The organism is Capnocytophaga canis, from assembly GCF_043187445.1.
GTDB classification, from domain to species: domain Bacteria; phylum Bacteroidota; class Bacteroidia; order Flavobacteriales; family Flavobacteriaceae; genus Capnocytophaga; species Capnocytophaga canis.
Genome location: NZ_CP171121.1, coordinates 424,290 through 437,731, shown reverse-complemented (window position 1 = coordinate 437,731; position 13,442 = coordinate 424,290). Strand labels below are relative to the sequence as shown.

The following is a 13,442-nucleotide window of genomic DNA, read 5'->3' as shown; positions in this document are numbered from 1 at the left end:
TTATGAACACACAAAATTCAAAAATATTACTCATTTATACGGGAGGTACTATCGGAATGATAAAGGATTATGAGACAGGAGTGCTTAGAGCCTTTGAGTTTGAGAATATTTATCATCGTATTCCAGAGTTGTCACATTTAGATTGTGTGATAGACTCCGTGTCCTTTGAAAAAGCAATAGATTCATCGGATATGAATCCGAGACATTGGATCAATATTGCAGAAACTATTGAAAATAACTATGATGTTTATGATGGTTTCGTTGTTTTACATGGGAGCGATACGATGAGTTATTCAGCGTCAGCACTTAGTTTTATGTTAGAGAATTTAGCGAAGCCTGTTATTTTTACAGGGTCTCAACTTCCCATAGGTGATTTACGTACCGATGCGAAGGAAAATTTGATAACATCCATCCAGTTAGCTGCCCTAAAGGAAAACGGAAAGTCAGTGATTCAAGAGGTGGGATTGTATTTTGAATATAAGCTCTATCGAGGAAATCGAACAACTAAAATAAATGCTGAAAATTTTCAAGCTTTTGTTTCAATGAATTATCCAACTTTGGCAGAAAGTGGAGTGCATTTGAAAGTGAACAAGCAACATTTGTTAAGAAGCGAAGGTCGCCAGTCTTTGAAAGTGTGGAAAGAGTTTGACCAAAATGTAGCTGTTGTAAAGTTGTTCCCAGGTATTACAGAGAAGATATTAAACGGATTTTTTGATATTCCTGATTTAAAAGCAGTTATTTTAGAAACCTATGGTTCAGGGAATGCACCTACTGAGAAATGGTTTTTAAATAGTATAGAGAAAGCTATTCAGAAAGGAATACACATAGTCAACGTAACACAATGTTCTGGAGGAAGCGTCATTTTAGGAAAATATGAGGCAAGTGAACACCTCAGAAGGATGGGGATAATCAATGGAAAAGATATCACAACGGAGGCTGCTGTAACAAAAATGATGATTTTGCTAAAAAAAATAGTTTCTGATAACTCTTTGAAAATCAGATTTGAAGAAAATATTTGTGGTGAAATTTAATAAAAAGTTTACATTTTTCTTTCTAAGTAGAAAAAAAATTCGTTATTTGGCATTCTGAAAGAGAGGTGTCCGAGTGGTCGAAGGAGCACGCCTGGAAAGTGTGTATACGCCAAAAGCGTATCGAGGGTTCGAATCCCTTCCTCTCTGCTTTACAATAATTATAGTGTAGAAACAAAAAAATTGAGTACTAAAATCATTAAAATTATTAACTAACAAATTAAAAAAGATTAAACAATGAAAAAAATGTCATCGAAGCTATTTTTCGTAGCTATGTTAATTTTAAATGTCGCTACTGTTAGCGCACAAGAAGTAGAAAATGCAGGTGCTTCAAAAGGGTTTCATCAAGTGTTGAAAGAGCGTTTCATTGAAGGAGGTCCTGAGTTCATGGGAGTTGTTTTGCTCTGTTTGATTTTAGGTTTGGCGGTTGCTATTGAGAGAATCATTTACTTGAATATGGCAACTACAAACACTAAGAAATTAGTAGCAGAAGTAGAAAATGCACTTGACAAAGGTGGAGTTGAGGCTGCAAAAGAGGTTTGTCGTAACACAAAAGGGCCTGTTGCTTCTATTTTCTATCAAGGATTAGAGCGTTCAAACGAGGGAATCGAAATGGTTGAGAAATCAGTAGTTGCCTACGGAGGAGTTCAAATGGGTCAGTTAGAGAAAAACGTATCTTGGGTTTCTTTGTTTATCGCTATTGCACCGATGTTAGGGTTTATGGGAACGGTAATCGGGATGATTCAAGCATTCGACAAAATTAGTGCAGCAGGAGGTTTGGATGCATCTTTGATTGCAGGTGACATTAAAGTAGCGTTATTGACTACAGTATTCGGACTTATCGTTGCGATTATCCTTCAAGTGTTCTATAACTACATCATTTCAAAAATTGATGCTCTAATTAATGATATGGAAGATGCATCTATTTCATTGATAGATATGTTAGTAGCAAGACAAAAAAGATAAAATGATTTTCTAATTAAAAGAATTTTAAATTATGTATAAAATATCAAAAATAGGTGTTTTGGTGTTGGGAGTTTTAGGAGCTATTCTTTGGATAATGCTTATAACCACAGCTGATACACAAAATGTTGATAATGCACCTATGGAGTGGATGTTTATAATTTCTTATATCCTTTTAGGACTTGCTCTTGTGGCAGCTGTTTTTTCAGGAGCAAAGAATATCTTATCCAATCCAAAGGCTTTGAAAAAGACACTTATCTACACAGGAGTTTTTGTTGTAATTATGTTTCTTCCTTTCTTGTTTGTTACGGAAAAAACAACCACCGAAACTTGGGTTAGTGCAGGTTTAATTTCGTTCTATATTCTTACGATAGTAGCAGTTGGTTTGCTTATTATTTCAGGAGTAAAAGGAGCTTTAACAAAATAAAATGAAGTATGGCAAAAAGAGGAATACCAGAGGTAAATGCTGGGTCGATGGCCGACATTGCGTTCTTGTTGTTGATATTTTTCTTAGTAACGACAACGATTGAAACCAATGCGGGTATTACCACAAAACTACCTCCAAAACAGCCGGTAGATGCTCCTGAGCCACCTGCTGTAAAAGAGAAAAACGTTCTAGTGGTGGTTGTGAACAAAAACAACCAGCTGTTGGTGAACAATCAGGTAATGGAATTGAAGGATGTCAGAAAAGCGGCTGTCGATTTCTTAGATAATGGGGGTGATGGTTCTTGCACTCATTGTCGAGGAGCTAAAAACCAAGCGTCGTCTGACAATCCCGAAAAAGCTATTATCTCATTGCGAAACGACCGTGAAACGTCTTATAAAACGTATATTTCAGTTCAAAACGAACTCATAGCAGCTTATAATGATCTGCGTGAACGTGAGCGTCAGCGTTTGTTTCCAAATGAGGTTTCGTATACTGAGATGGATGCAGAGTACAACGCTGCAAGAACTCCTAAAAAACGTAAAGACGATTTGGAAGTTAAAATTAAAAAGCTTCAAGAGTTGTTTCCAAGAAAGTTAATTGAATCGGCTCCTAAGAAAAACTAAAAAAACAGAATTAAAATGTCTAAATTTACAAAGAAAAAAAGTGGAGAATTACCACCAGTTTCGACTGCATCTTTGCCAGACATCGTGTTCATGCTATTGTTCTTCTTTATGACAGTAACAGAGATGAAAAACAGTGATTTGATGGTTCAGAATAAGGTGCCTATGGCTGATCAAGTTCAAAAACTTGATAAGAAAGATCCGGTTGTGTACATCTATGCAGGAAAACCTCTTCCTAAGTATCAGGAAAAATTTGGTGTAAATGCAAAGATCCAAATAAATGATAAATTTGCAGATGTTTCGGAAATAGCTCCTTTTATCTTGCAGTACAAGGATGGGATTCGTGAAGAATTAAGAGAGATGTTTATTACAGCTCTTAAGGTAGATGAGGAAACCAACATGGGTGTTGTGAGTGATATAAGAGAAAAGCTTCAGGACATTAACGCTTTGAAGATTAATTATATTACTAAAGAAGGTTCTGTATTGAAATAGGTAAAACAAATTTATCTGACTAATAAAATAAAAGGGGCTGTCCAAAAAGGGCAGCCTCTTTGTTTTTTAATATTTTTAAAACTAAGAAAAATGATTGTTTTATTGTTATAACTTATCATAGGAAGACATATTTTCTGAAGTAATTATATCAAAAAAAACATTTGTATAACTAAATCAAATACGTTACTTTTGCATTATAAAATATTAGGTAAATTAGAGGGAGTTATGTCTATACTTCAAGAAATACAAAAGCGCAGAACCTTTGGTGTTATCGCCCATCCCGATGCTGGGAAAACCACTCTCACCGAAAAATTACTACTTTTTGGAGGTGCTATTCAAGAGGCGGGAGCCGTTAAGAGTAATAAAATAAAAAAAGGAGCTACCTCCGACTTTATGGAAATTGAACGACAACGAGGAATTTCTGTGGCTACTTCGGTTTTAGCTTTTAACTATAAGAATTACAAAATCAATATATTAGATACTCCAGGGCACAAGGATTTTGCTGAAGATACTTTCCGAACTCTAACCGCAGTAGACAGCGTTATCGTAGTGATTGATGTTGCCAAAGGGGTTGAGGAACAAACCGAAAAGCTAGTTGAAGTTTGTCGCATGAGAAACATCCCGATGATTGTGTTTATTAATAAATTGGATAGGGAAGGTAAGGATGCTTTTGACCTTTTAGACGAGGTTGAACAAAAACTTGGACTTTCGGTAACTCCACTCAGTTTCCCAATTGGAATGGGGTATGATTTTAAAGGAATTTACAATATTTGGGAAAAAAACATCAATTTATTTTCAGGTGATAGTCGAAGAAATATCGAGGAAACCATTGCTTTTGATAATGTAAACGACCCTGATTTGGATAAAATCATTGGTGAGAAATCGGCTGAAAACTTGCGTAGCGAGTTGGAATTGGTATATGAGGTATATCCACCATTTGATCGTGAAGCTTACCTTAATGGGACGCAACAGCCTGTGTTTTTTGGTTCGGCATTGAACAATTTTGGGGTGAGAGAGTTGTTGGATTGTTTTGTAGAAATAGCACCATCTCCTCGTACCAAGGCTAGTGATGAGCGCATTGTAAATCCTGATGAAAATACGTTTAGCGGATTTGTATTTAAAATTCACGCTAATATGGATCCGAATCATCGTAATCGTTTGGCGTTTGTGAAAATTGTTTCGGGAACTTTTGAGAGAAACAAACCCTATTTACATGTTCGTCATGGTAAAAAATTGAAGTTTTCAAGTCCGAATGCTTTTTTTGCGGAGAAAAAAGAAGTGATTGATATCTCGTATGCGGGTGATATTGTTGGACTACACGATACTGGAAATTTTAAAATTGGAGATACACTTACAGAAGGCGAAACCTTGCAATTCAAAGGAATTCCGAGTTTTTCTCCTGAACATTTCCGCTATATTAATAATGCGGATCCTCTAAAATCCAAGCAATTGGAAAAAGGTATCGACCAGCTGATGGATGAGGGTGTGGCACAGCTTTTTAGACTTGATTTTAATGGACGAAAAGTTATCGGAACGGTGGGAGCATTACAATACGAGGTTATCCAGTATCGATTGGAGCACGAATACGGAGCAAAATGTAGTTATGAGAGCTTCCCGATACATAAGGCTTGTTGGGTCGAAGAACCTGAAAATCCGAAAGATACCGAGTTTCAGGATTTCTTGCGTGTCAAACAAAAATATATGGCGCGTGACAAACAGGGGAATAGAGTTTTCCTTGCCGATTCGGCTTTCTCCATTGAGATGGTGAAACAAAAATATCCGAGCGTGAAGCTACATTTTACATCGGAGTTTTAAAATTCATTTTCGATTTGATTCACACTTGACTAAGATGATTGAATCTCATAAAAAAGTGTTTTAGGAAGAAAAAACAAAATAAAATCACATTAACTACCGAATTTCCTTTTTTCGAATGAGTATGAGAGGTTAGGCGGAGAAAAATATATAATTATGAAAGTACTTAATGAACGTCAAATTAAGATTGTAGAGTATTTAGATGCTGCAAGACATATCAGTGTTAATGACCTAAGCGAAAGGCTTAATGTTTCAGTGGTAACTATCCGTAAGGATTTGACTCTTTTAGAGCAGGAGGGGTATTTGCATCGTACACACGGGGGAGCGAGTAAGCAAATGCGATACGTTTTTGATCAAACCATATCTGAAAAGGAGACTTTACATGTCGATGAAAAAATAAGAATTACGACCAAGGCTTTAGAATATATCAAGGAAGGGGATTTCATTATTCTTTCGTCAGGAACAACTATACATTTGTTAGCCCAAAAGTTACCTGATTATAAGAATTTAACTGTTTTAACACCTTCATTACGTGTGGCTTTAGATGTTTGTAAACATCAGAATATTAATACGATACATTTAGGAGGAGAAGTTCGTAAGAATTCGACTTCTACTGTGGGGGCTTTCGCAGAAGAGACTCTTAGCAACTTTTTGTGTACAACCTTGTTTTTGAGTGTAGAAGGACTTGATTTAGATTTTGGAATTAGTACTACCAATGCAGGAGAGGCTCATCTGAACCGTAAAATGGTAGATCATGCGGACAAGTTGATTGTGTTAGCAGATTCTTCTAAGATGCACAAACGAGGTTTTGGTTTTATTTGTTATCTTGAAAAAATAGATATTTTAATCACCGACAATAAAATAGACCCTGAATTTGTTGAAGAGCTAGAAAAACGAGGTGTAGAAGTTGTGATTGCTTGATAAGTCGGAAATTTGGTAATTGTTTCTTTTTTCAGATTCATATATGGAATTTTATGAAAAACGAAAGAACAAAAATGTTGTGTAACATCAAAAGTAAAGAATAATAAACTTTGTTTCCCTACGTGGAAAATTACGTTATGGAATGGTACGTATATTATTAACCAGGCGTAATAATTAAACTGTGCAACACGGGCGTTATTTCACTCGAAGTAATGCCCGTTCGCATAAAAATTGTAAACCAAGTACTTAAAGTAGATTTTCTTTCATTTATCAATAATGAAATTTCAAAATCAGGTACCAGAAAACGTTATAAAACTTCTAAAAATTCGTAATCTGTAAAAACAAACTAAAAAGAAATGAATGAAACTATCATAGCATTAGCAACAGCTTCGGGGAGTGGAGCTATTGCTATCATTAGAATATCAGGAAAAGATGCTATTTCAATTGCTGATAGCGTGTTTAAAGCACATCACGGAAGAAGTTTAGATAATTCTGATTCGCATACTGTACATTTGGGCTATTTTTTTGATAATAAGACGATAATAGATGAATGTCTTGCAACGATTTTTAAAGGAAATAAGTCATATACAGGTGAACCTACTGTGGAGTTTTCTTGTCACGGAAGTAGTTACATCATTCAGCAGGTGATAAAAGTTTGTCTTTCCAAAGGATGTCGATTAGCAAAGGCGGGGGAATTTACTTTGAGGGCATTTCTAAATGGAAAAATGGATTTGTCACAAGCTGAAGCTGTTGCTGACCTTATTGCCTCCGACAGCGAAGCCGCTCACGCTATCGCTATGAAACAAATGCGAGGCGGTTTTACTTCTGAAATTGAGGAACTACGTACTGAACTACTGAATTTTGCATCTTTAATTGAATTAGAACTTGATTTTTCGGAAGAAGATGTAGAATTTGCCGACAGAAACCAATTTCGTTCACTTCTTTCAACGATTCAGACTACAATTAAACGATTGATGGATTCATTTGCAACGGGAAATGTCATCAAAAATGGAGTTCCAGTGGCGATTGTAGGCAAACCTAATGCTGGGAAATCAACGCTTTTGAATGTTCTTTTGAATGAAGAACGAGCTATCGTTTCGGACATTGCGGGAACAACACGCGATACCATCGAGGAAGTGTTACACATCGGCGGAACAGCTTTCCGATTCATCGATACAGCAGGAATTCGTGAAACTTCTGATAAAATAGAAGAGATTGGTGTTAAAAAAGCGAAAGAAAAGATTACACAAGCCAATGTTTTATTATACCTCTATGATGAATTGGATAATCAACCTGAGGAAGTTATTGATTTTGTGAAAGAAGTATATCGAGACGACTTAAAGATAATTCTTTTGCATAACAAAGTAGATGTATCTGGTGGTGAATTTGGCGATTTCGACGGAAAATTGAAGACGGAACTTGTTCCTAAATATACAGATATCATTTTGGGAATTTCCGCTAAGGAGAATATAAATATTGACATATTGAAGTCAGAACTTTCGATGTATGCTGAAAGTTTTACGTCTTCTACAAATAATGTAATTATTAGTAATTCACGTCATTACGAAGCGCTTTCCAATGCCCTTTCCGAAATTATAAAAGTCCAGGAAGGTTTGGAAACGAATCTTTCGGGCGACCTCCTTGCTATCGACATTCGTGAGGCTCTCTACCACCTTGGTACTATCTCCGGCGAAGTCACCAATGACGAAGTACTCGGGAATATCTTTGCTAATTTTTGTATCGGGAAATAAGGATAAAATAAAAGTTATGAATGTAGGAATCATTGGTTGTGGTTGGTTAGGGGAGCGGTTGTTGAGTCACTTGTCAGACAAGCATCGTATGTATGTGACAATCAGGACGAAAAGAAATCTATCTACAGACAACTATTACCATTGTTTAGAAGTCGATTTTGATAATTTTATTCCAGGCAAGTGGCAAGTTTTGTCCGATTTAGATAGTATTATCATAGCAATACCTTTTGGACGTAGATTATCTGTCGAAATATTGCAAAATCGACTTAAAAATATTTGCAATTTTATTGAAGGATTCAATAAACAGTTGTTTTTTACAAGTTCTGTGGGGATATATCCATCAGTCAATGGAACTATTGATGAGAATTTTCCAATTCCAGACCTGCAACCCGAATTATATTTTGTAGAGAAGTATCTGAAAGATAAATTTCCAAAGATAAATATTCTTCGTTTAGGAGGATTGATGGGGGATGATAGATATTTAAGTAAATATGTCGTTTCGGAACCTCATCAAAAGGTAAATCACATTCACTATCAGGATGTTTGTCGAGTTATTGAGCGAATAATGACATTTGGGTTGCATTTTAAAACATACAATATTGTAGCTCCCAAACATCCTACAAAACAAGAAATTATGAATCATCAAACAGGCATTCACTTACCACTTGAATCCGCTTATGGTAAGATAGTTACTTCTGAAAAAGTCATTCGAGAATTGGATTACGATTTTTTATATCCAAATCCACTGTATTTTTGACCAAAGGATAGTCAGTGTACCTATTGTGACTGTAGAATGAGCTTTGTAGGACTTATTTCTATAAACTTGACACGCTAAGGCGATTATGATAGCTCTAAAGTATTTTTTGTTTTATTATTTTAGTACAGTCTTATATCTAAACAAAAAGGATTTCCAAAATTTAGAAATCCTTTTTGTTTTGTGCATAAAACTTTATTTAGTTTACCGCATCAGAAAGTTCAGAACCTGCTTTAAATTTTACTACATTTTTAGCAGCAACCTTAATCATCTCCCCAGTTCTTGGATTTCTCGCTTCTCTTGCTTCCTTTTTAGCAATCGACCAAGAACCAAAACCTACGATAGCCACTTTATCTCCTTTTTTTAAGGCTTTTTCTACATTTGAGAAAAAAGACTCTAAAGCTTTTTTAGCAGCCGCTTTTGTGATGTCCGCATCAGCAGCGATTACATCAATTAATTCTGTTTTGTTCATAAGTATCTTTTTTTATATACAGTTAACAGCACAAAGGTAATAATATATTTAACGTAAACAATGTTTCAGACTCAAAAACCGTAATTTTATGTGAAGTTTAACAATTTAATTCCTATTTTCCGCTAAAATCATTCTTTTATTGGTGTAAAATGCTCAAATCTTAATGAATCTTTCATTGGGAATAAAGATTCCATTGTGTCAATTTGAGAATGAATATACTTCATTTGGTCATCTAAATCACTCTCATAGATACTATTGATTCGTGTAATAAGTCCGTTAAACGTATTTTTAATTTTATCAATATGCTGATTGATTGCAGTTTCTTCAAAATCAGAATTGTTTTTTACATTATCAGCCAGTTCCTTGATCTGAGTTTGAAATAACCTAAATCTTGATTTGATGGCAAGAGAATTGATCGGTTCAGGGAATTTATCTTCAGCCAAAAGTTGGTTTAGCTCCCCATCTAATTGCGTTAACCACAAATACAATGAAAAATAAGAGCTTTTTACATTTGTTTGTTGATTTACGATTTTGTCAGAAAATTGATGTATTTTTGAAAAATATTCAGGAGGAACTTGCAAGGTAGGTCTGTAAAAAATGATATTCTCTCCTTTTTTAGCTTCTTCATTGAAAAGAATTTGTATGCTGTACGTAGCTCCTTGTTCAGGGGTAAATTGTAACTGTAATTCTTTCCAATCATCCGATAAGTTTAGTTTTCGTCCTGCTTTGTTGTGAGTTTCTGTATTAAGCTCAAAATTAGATTTTTGTAATTCCTTTTGCTCATCTAAAAAAAGTAATGCTATTTCATTTTGGTTTATTCCTTTTACAAAGACAGAGAGAGTATATGGTACATTTTTAACCAAAAACATATCCCATTGAACAAAAGAAAACTCACTTTCACTATCTTTTTCAAAACGATAAATAGTATCTATGGTATTATTTTCCAAGCTTCGCCAATCCCGTTCCACAAAAGCGTTTTTTAAAATTACATTTGTATTTTTCGGATAAAGTCGCTGATAAATCCGCAGTGAATCAGGTGTTGTTGAAACTAAATTCTCGGTATTTTTAATTTTTGTAGGAGCCATACTAACGATAACTTGTATCAGAGACTGAAATGACTGCCAATTTTGCAGGTCATGAGTAGATTTCGGAGAAATATCAGTTACACGAAATTCTTCAAAATTAACTGTTTTCACTTGATATTCTTTCGGAAGTTGCTCTTTTTCAGTGCTATTATCACATGAGATTAAAAGAACAAATCCTATAGCATATATTTTGATTCCTTTCAAAAATAAGGATTTCAAAGTAGTCTTTGCAAAGGTAAATGAGAATATTTTCATAATCATGTAAAATATAAAAGAAAACACCAAAGCCAGACTTATGGATATAAGTCTGGCTTTTAGTGATAAATCTAAAACCTAAATGACTATTTAGCTAACTTATTAATATGTTTTGATAAGCTACTTTTCAAATTAGAAGCTTTGTTAGCGTGAATTATATTTTTCTTAGCTAACTTATCAATCATAGAAACAACTTTAGGAAGAGCTTCTTTTGCTTCTTCAAGATTCTCCATTGCGCGCAACTTTCTAACCGCATTACGAGCTGTTTTGTGTTGGTAGCGATTGCGTAATCGAGCTGCTTCATTTCTTCTGATTCTTTTTAATGCTGATTTATGGTTTGCCATATTATAATTTTCTTAATTAGTTGTTATATGATATAACTTTTTTAACCATCATATTTTGTAGCCCGTAGGGGAATCGAACCCCTGTTACCAGGATGAAAACCTGGCGTCCTAACCCCTAGACGAACGGGCCAATAAATTATAAGTATTTCTAAGAATAAGTAGCCCGTAGGGGAATCGAACCCCTGTTACCAGGATGAAAACCTGGCGTCCTAACCCCTAGACGAACGGGCCAATATTTTTTTTGCAGGTGAACTTATTTCTTCATTGCGGTTGCAAAGGTACAACAATTTTTTAATCCTGCAATATTTTTGAAAGAAAAAAAATATTTTTTTTGTATTTTTTTTATAGTTTATTTTTAAGGTGTTTATAATCAGTGTTTTATTAAACTGATAAATTTATTTTATAATCTATTTTTTAGTTCTATTATTTCCTTTCTCCGAAAAAATGAAGTTATGATTTATTAAAGGATGGGGGAGGAGGTCAAAACTATTGTTTTTCAAGCAAACATTTTATTTTTTTTGAAAATAGTAAATTATCCTTTTCTTAGTTAGAAACCTTTTGTAGAAGTAAATAAAAATACAGGGAGAAGAATATGTTTTTAACTCAAAGTGCTTAGTAATGAATTAATTTTACTTGGCTCAAAGTTAAAACAAATATTTACAGTTATTTTACCCCTAGAACGATTGACTTTGGGATTTGTGCTAAGTGATAAAAACAGAGTCTTGATATTGCTGAAAATGATGTAAAAGAGAGAAACTTAGAAATCGGTTGAATGTAGATTTCAGTGAGGTTTGAGATGCTATTTTAACTTCCAAAAGTGTCTAATCAAAAAAGGCTACTTTCAAAAGTAGCCTTTTGGATTTTATTATTTTTTTTAATAATTACAATTTTGGCGCTCCTTTAAGTACTTGTGCATCAGCTCCTTCTTCAAATCCTTTATCTTTGAAGTTTTGTAAGAATGCTTCCGCTAATTCTTTTGATTTAGCTGCGAATTGAGCTTTATCGTCCCAAGTATTTTCAGGATTCAAGATAGCTTGGTCAGAAACACCTTCGCAAGATTGTGGCACTCCAAACCCGAAGATTGGTAACTCTTTGTACTCAACTTTGTCCAAAGCTCCTGTAAGAGCTGCAGTAATCAAAGCACGAGTATCTTTCAAGCTGCAACGTTTCATTTTTCCGTTGTAACCTGTGTTTACTAACCATACGTTTACGCCTGATTTCTCAATTTTTTCAGCCAACATTTTTCCGTATTCAGCTGGGTGAAGTGGCATAAATGCTGCTCCGAAACAAGCTGAGAACGTTTTTTGTGGTGTAGTAATTCCTACCTCTGTTCCTGCAACTTTTGAAGTATATCCTGAAACGAACTGATAAGCAGCTTGTTCTGGAGTCAATTTAGAGATTGGAGGCAATACTCCGTAAGCATCAAAAGTTAAGAAGAATATATTTTTAGGATTTTTACCTATTGAACCAGGTTGAATATTAGCTATGTGGTGAATTGGATACGAAACACGTGTATTTTCAGTGATTGAAGTATCTGCAAAATCAACCTCTCCGTTATGCATAATAACGTTTTCAAGGATCGCTCCTTTTTTGATAGCCGCGAAAATTTCAGGCTCTTTTTCAGGTGTCAAATCTACTACTTTTGCATAGCAACCACCTTCAAAGTTAAATACAGTGTTTTCAGGAGTCCATCCGTGTTCATCATCTCCGATTAGGTGACGGTTAGGGTCAGCTGAAAGCGTTGTTTTACCAGTTCCTGAAAGTCCGAAGAAAATCGCTGTATCGCCATCTTTACCAACGTTTGCAGAACAGTGCATTGGCATTGTGTTTTTGAATACAGGAAGTACGAAGTTAAGTGCAGAGAAAATACCTTTTTTCATTTCTCCTGGATATCCTGTTCCACCGATTAAAGCGATTTTTCTGGTGAAGTTCAAAATAGCAAAGTTTGATTGACGAGTTCCATCAACAGCTGGGTCAGCCAAGAATCCTGGTGCGTTGATTACCAACCACTCTTCTTTGAAGTTTTCTACTTCGCTGTCTTCCAAACGAAGGAACATATTGTAAACGAATTGTGCACTCCAAGGAAGTTCAGCAATAGTACGAACATTTGTACGATAGTTAGGGTCAGCACAAACGTATCCATCGTGAACAAATAGTTCTTTTCCTGAAAGATACGCCATTACTTTGTCGTAAAGAGCATCAAACTTAGCTGAATCAAAAGGAATATTCACTTTTCCCCACCATACGCGGTCTTTTGTAATGTCATCTTTTACGATGAAACGGTCTTGTGGTGAACGACCTGTAAATTTTCCTGTTTTGATAGACAATGCACCAGAGTTAGCCTCTTCAGCTACACCTTTTGCAATGGCTTCCTTGTGCAACTCGTCAGCTGAAAGTTGGTAGCGCACGTTTGCATTTTTAATTCCGTAATTTTCAACAGAGATTGTGTTTGGTTTACTCATAACTCTTGAATTTTGTAAAATTGTTTATAATTAATTTCTTTATGTTTATATTACGA

General features: G+C 35.0%; 13 protein-coding genes and 3 tRNA genes. 10 read left to right on the top strand and 6 right to left on the bottom strand.

The window, feature by feature from the left end; translation table 11 throughout:
- The first annotated feature begins 2 nt into the window (after nt 1–2).
- From ACF3OB_RS02070 to ACF3OB_RS02025, 10 genes are all read left to right on the top strand, one after another.
- Entirely contained in the window at nt 3–1,031 is a 1,029-nt protein-coding gene (locus ACF3OB_RS02070; RefSeq protein ID WP_042005953.1) for an asparaginase, read from the top strand.
- A gap of 59 nt (nt 1,032–1,090) precedes the next feature.
- Nucleotides 1,091–1,178, top strand: a tRNA-Ser gene (locus tag ACF3OB_RS02065).
- An 87-nt stretch (nt 1,179–1,265) separates the two neighbouring features.
- On the top strand, nt 1,266–1,994 hold the full coding sequence (locus ACF3OB_RS02060; RefSeq protein WP_042345415.1) for a MotA/TolQ/ExbB proton channel family protein: 729 nt from the start codon (nt 1,266–1,268) through the stop codon (nt 1,992–1,994).
- A 31-nt stretch (nt 1,995–2,025) separates the two neighbouring features.
- Nucleotides 2,026–2,418 (top strand): hypothetical protein, encoded by a 393-nt coding sequence (locus tag ACF3OB_RS02055; RefSeq protein ID WP_042345413.1) that lies wholly within the window; start codon nt 2,026–2,028, stop codon nt 2,416–2,418.
- An 8-nt stretch (nt 2,419–2,426) separates the two neighbouring features.
- Nucleotides 2,427–3,041 carry an ExbD/TolR family protein gene (locus tag ACF3OB_RS02050; RefSeq protein WP_042345410.1) on the top strand — a complete coding sequence of 205 codons (615 nt, stop codon included), beginning with the start codon at nt 2,427–2,429 and terminating at the stop codon, nt 3,039–3,041.
- 15 nt (nt 3,042–3,056) lie between these two features.
- The gene (locus ACF3OB_RS02045; RefSeq protein WP_042006162.1) at nt 3,057–3,530 is read left to right on the top strand and encodes an ExbD/TolR family protein; all 474 of its coding nucleotides are present in this window, start codon (nt 3,057–3,059) and stop codon (nt 3,528–3,530) included.
- 225 nt (nt 3,531–3,755) lie between these two features.
- Nucleotides 3,756–5,345: a peptide chain release factor 3 gene (locus ACF3OB_RS02040; RefSeq protein ID WP_095912551.1), complete on the top strand. Its 1,590-nt coding sequence runs from the start codon at nt 3,756–3,758 to the stop codon at nt 5,343–5,345.
- A gap of 153 nt (nt 5,346–5,498) precedes the next feature.
- On the top strand, nt 5,499–6,263 hold the full coding sequence (locus tag ACF3OB_RS02035) for a DeoR/GlpR family DNA-binding transcription regulator (protein WP_042010454.1): 765 nt from the start codon (nt 5,499–5,501) through the stop codon (nt 6,261–6,263).
- Nucleotides 6,264–6,619: 356 nt separating this feature from the next.
- Nucleotides 6,620–8,014, top strand: a complete 1,395-nt coding sequence (mnmE, locus tag ACF3OB_RS02030) for a tRNA uridine-5-carboxymethylaminomethyl(34) synthesis GTPase MnmE (protein WP_392448131.1) — start codon at nt 6,620–6,622, stop codon at nt 8,012–8,014.
- Nucleotides 8,015–8,030: 16 nt separating this feature from the next.
- Nucleotides 8,031–8,771, top strand: coding sequence for an epimerase (locus ACF3OB_RS02025; RefSeq protein WP_392448129.1), 741 nt, complete (start codon nt 8,031–8,033; stop codon nt 8,769–8,771).
- A 196-nt stretch (nt 8,772–8,967) separates the two neighbouring features.
- On the opposite strand, the gene ACF3OB_RS02020 is transcribed toward ACF3OB_RS02025, so the two are convergent.
- The 6 genes from ACF3OB_RS02020 to pckA form a co-directional block, all read right to left on the bottom strand.
- The gene (locus tag ACF3OB_RS02020) at nt 8,968–9,240 is read right to left on the bottom strand and encodes an HU family DNA-binding protein (RefSeq protein ID WP_042009425.1); all 273 of its coding nucleotides are present in this window, start codon (nt 9,238–9,240) and stop codon (nt 8,968–8,970) included.
- 128 nt (nt 9,241–9,368) lie between these two features.
- Nucleotides 9,369–10,580 carry a hypothetical protein gene (locus tag ACF3OB_RS02015; RefSeq protein WP_392448126.1) on the bottom strand — a complete coding sequence of 404 codons (1,212 nt, stop codon included), beginning with the start codon at nt 10,578–10,580 and terminating at the stop codon, nt 9,369–9,371.
- An 86-nt stretch (nt 10,581–10,666) separates the two neighbouring features.
- Nucleotides 10,667–10,924, bottom strand: coding sequence for a 30S ribosomal protein S20 (gene rpsT / locus ACF3OB_RS02010; protein WP_042009424.1), 258 nt, complete (start codon nt 10,922–10,924; stop codon nt 10,667–10,669).
- 58 nt (nt 10,925–10,982) lie between these two features.
- Nucleotides 10,983–11,054, bottom strand: a tRNA-Glu gene (locus ACF3OB_RS02005).
- A gap of 29 nt (nt 11,055–11,083) precedes the next feature.
- Nucleotides 11,084–11,155: transfer RNA gene (locus tag ACF3OB_RS02000), tRNA-Glu, on the bottom strand.
- A gap of 650 nt (nt 11,156–11,805) precedes the next feature.
- Complete coding sequence (gene pckA / locus ACF3OB_RS01995) at nt 11,806–13,386, bottom strand: phosphoenolpyruvate carboxykinase (ATP) (protein ID WP_042343344.1); 1,581 nt, start codon at nt 13,384–13,386, stop codon at nt 11,806–11,808.
- Between the last annotated feature and the right edge of the window lie 56 nt (nt 13,387–13,442).

Excerpts from the sequence above, each read along its gene's own strand:
- ACF3OB_RS02040 (WP_095912551.1), top strand. The coding sequence starts at position 3,756 with ATGTCTATACTTCAAGAAATACAAAAGCGCAGAACCTTTGGTGTTATC.
- rpsT (WP_042009424.1), bottom strand. The coding sequence starts at position 10,924 with ATGGCAAACCATAAATCAGCATTAAAAAGAATCAGAAGAAATGAAGCA.
- pckA (WP_042343344.1), bottom strand. The coding sequence starts at position 13,386 with ATGAGTAAACCAAACACAATCTCTGTTGAAAATTACGGAATTAAAAAT.
- ACF3OB_RS02060 (WP_042345415.1), top strand. The coding sequence starts at position 1,266 with ATGAAAAAAATGTCATCGAAGCTATTTTTCGTAGCTATGTTAATTTTA.
- ACF3OB_RS02015 (WP_392448126.1), bottom strand. The coding sequence starts at position 10,580 with ATGAAAATATTCTCATTTACCTTTGCAAAGACTACTTTGAAATCCTTA.
- ACF3OB_RS02070 (WP_042005953.1), top strand. The coding sequence starts at position 3 with ATGAACACACAAAATTCAAAAATATTACTCATTTATACGGGAGGTACT.
- ACF3OB_RS02045 (WP_042006162.1), top strand. The coding sequence starts at position 3,057 with ATGTCTAAATTTACAAAGAAAAAAAGTGGAGAATTACCACCAGTTTCG.
- ACF3OB_RS02055 (WP_042345413.1), top strand. The coding sequence starts at position 2,026 with ATGTATAAAATATCAAAAATAGGTGTTTTGGTGTTGGGAGTTTTAGGA.
- ACF3OB_RS02050 (WP_042345410.1), top strand. The coding sequence starts at position 2,427 with ATGGCAAAAAGAGGAATACCAGAGGTAAATGCTGGGTCGATGGCCGAC.
- ACF3OB_RS02025 (WP_392448129.1), top strand. The coding sequence starts at position 8,031 with ATGAATGTAGGAATCATTGGTTGTGGTTGGTTAGGGGAGCGGTTGTTG.
- ACF3OB_RS02035 (WP_042010454.1), top strand. The coding sequence starts at position 5,499 with ATGAAAGTACTTAATGAACGTCAAATTAAGATTGTAGAGTATTTAGAT.
- mnmE (WP_392448131.1), top strand. The coding sequence starts at position 6,620 with ATGAATGAAACTATCATAGCATTAGCAACAGCTTCGGGGAGTGGAGCT.
- ACF3OB_RS02020 (WP_042009425.1), bottom strand. The coding sequence starts at position 9,240 with ATGAACAAAACAGAATTAATTGATGTAATCGCTGCTGATGCGGACATC.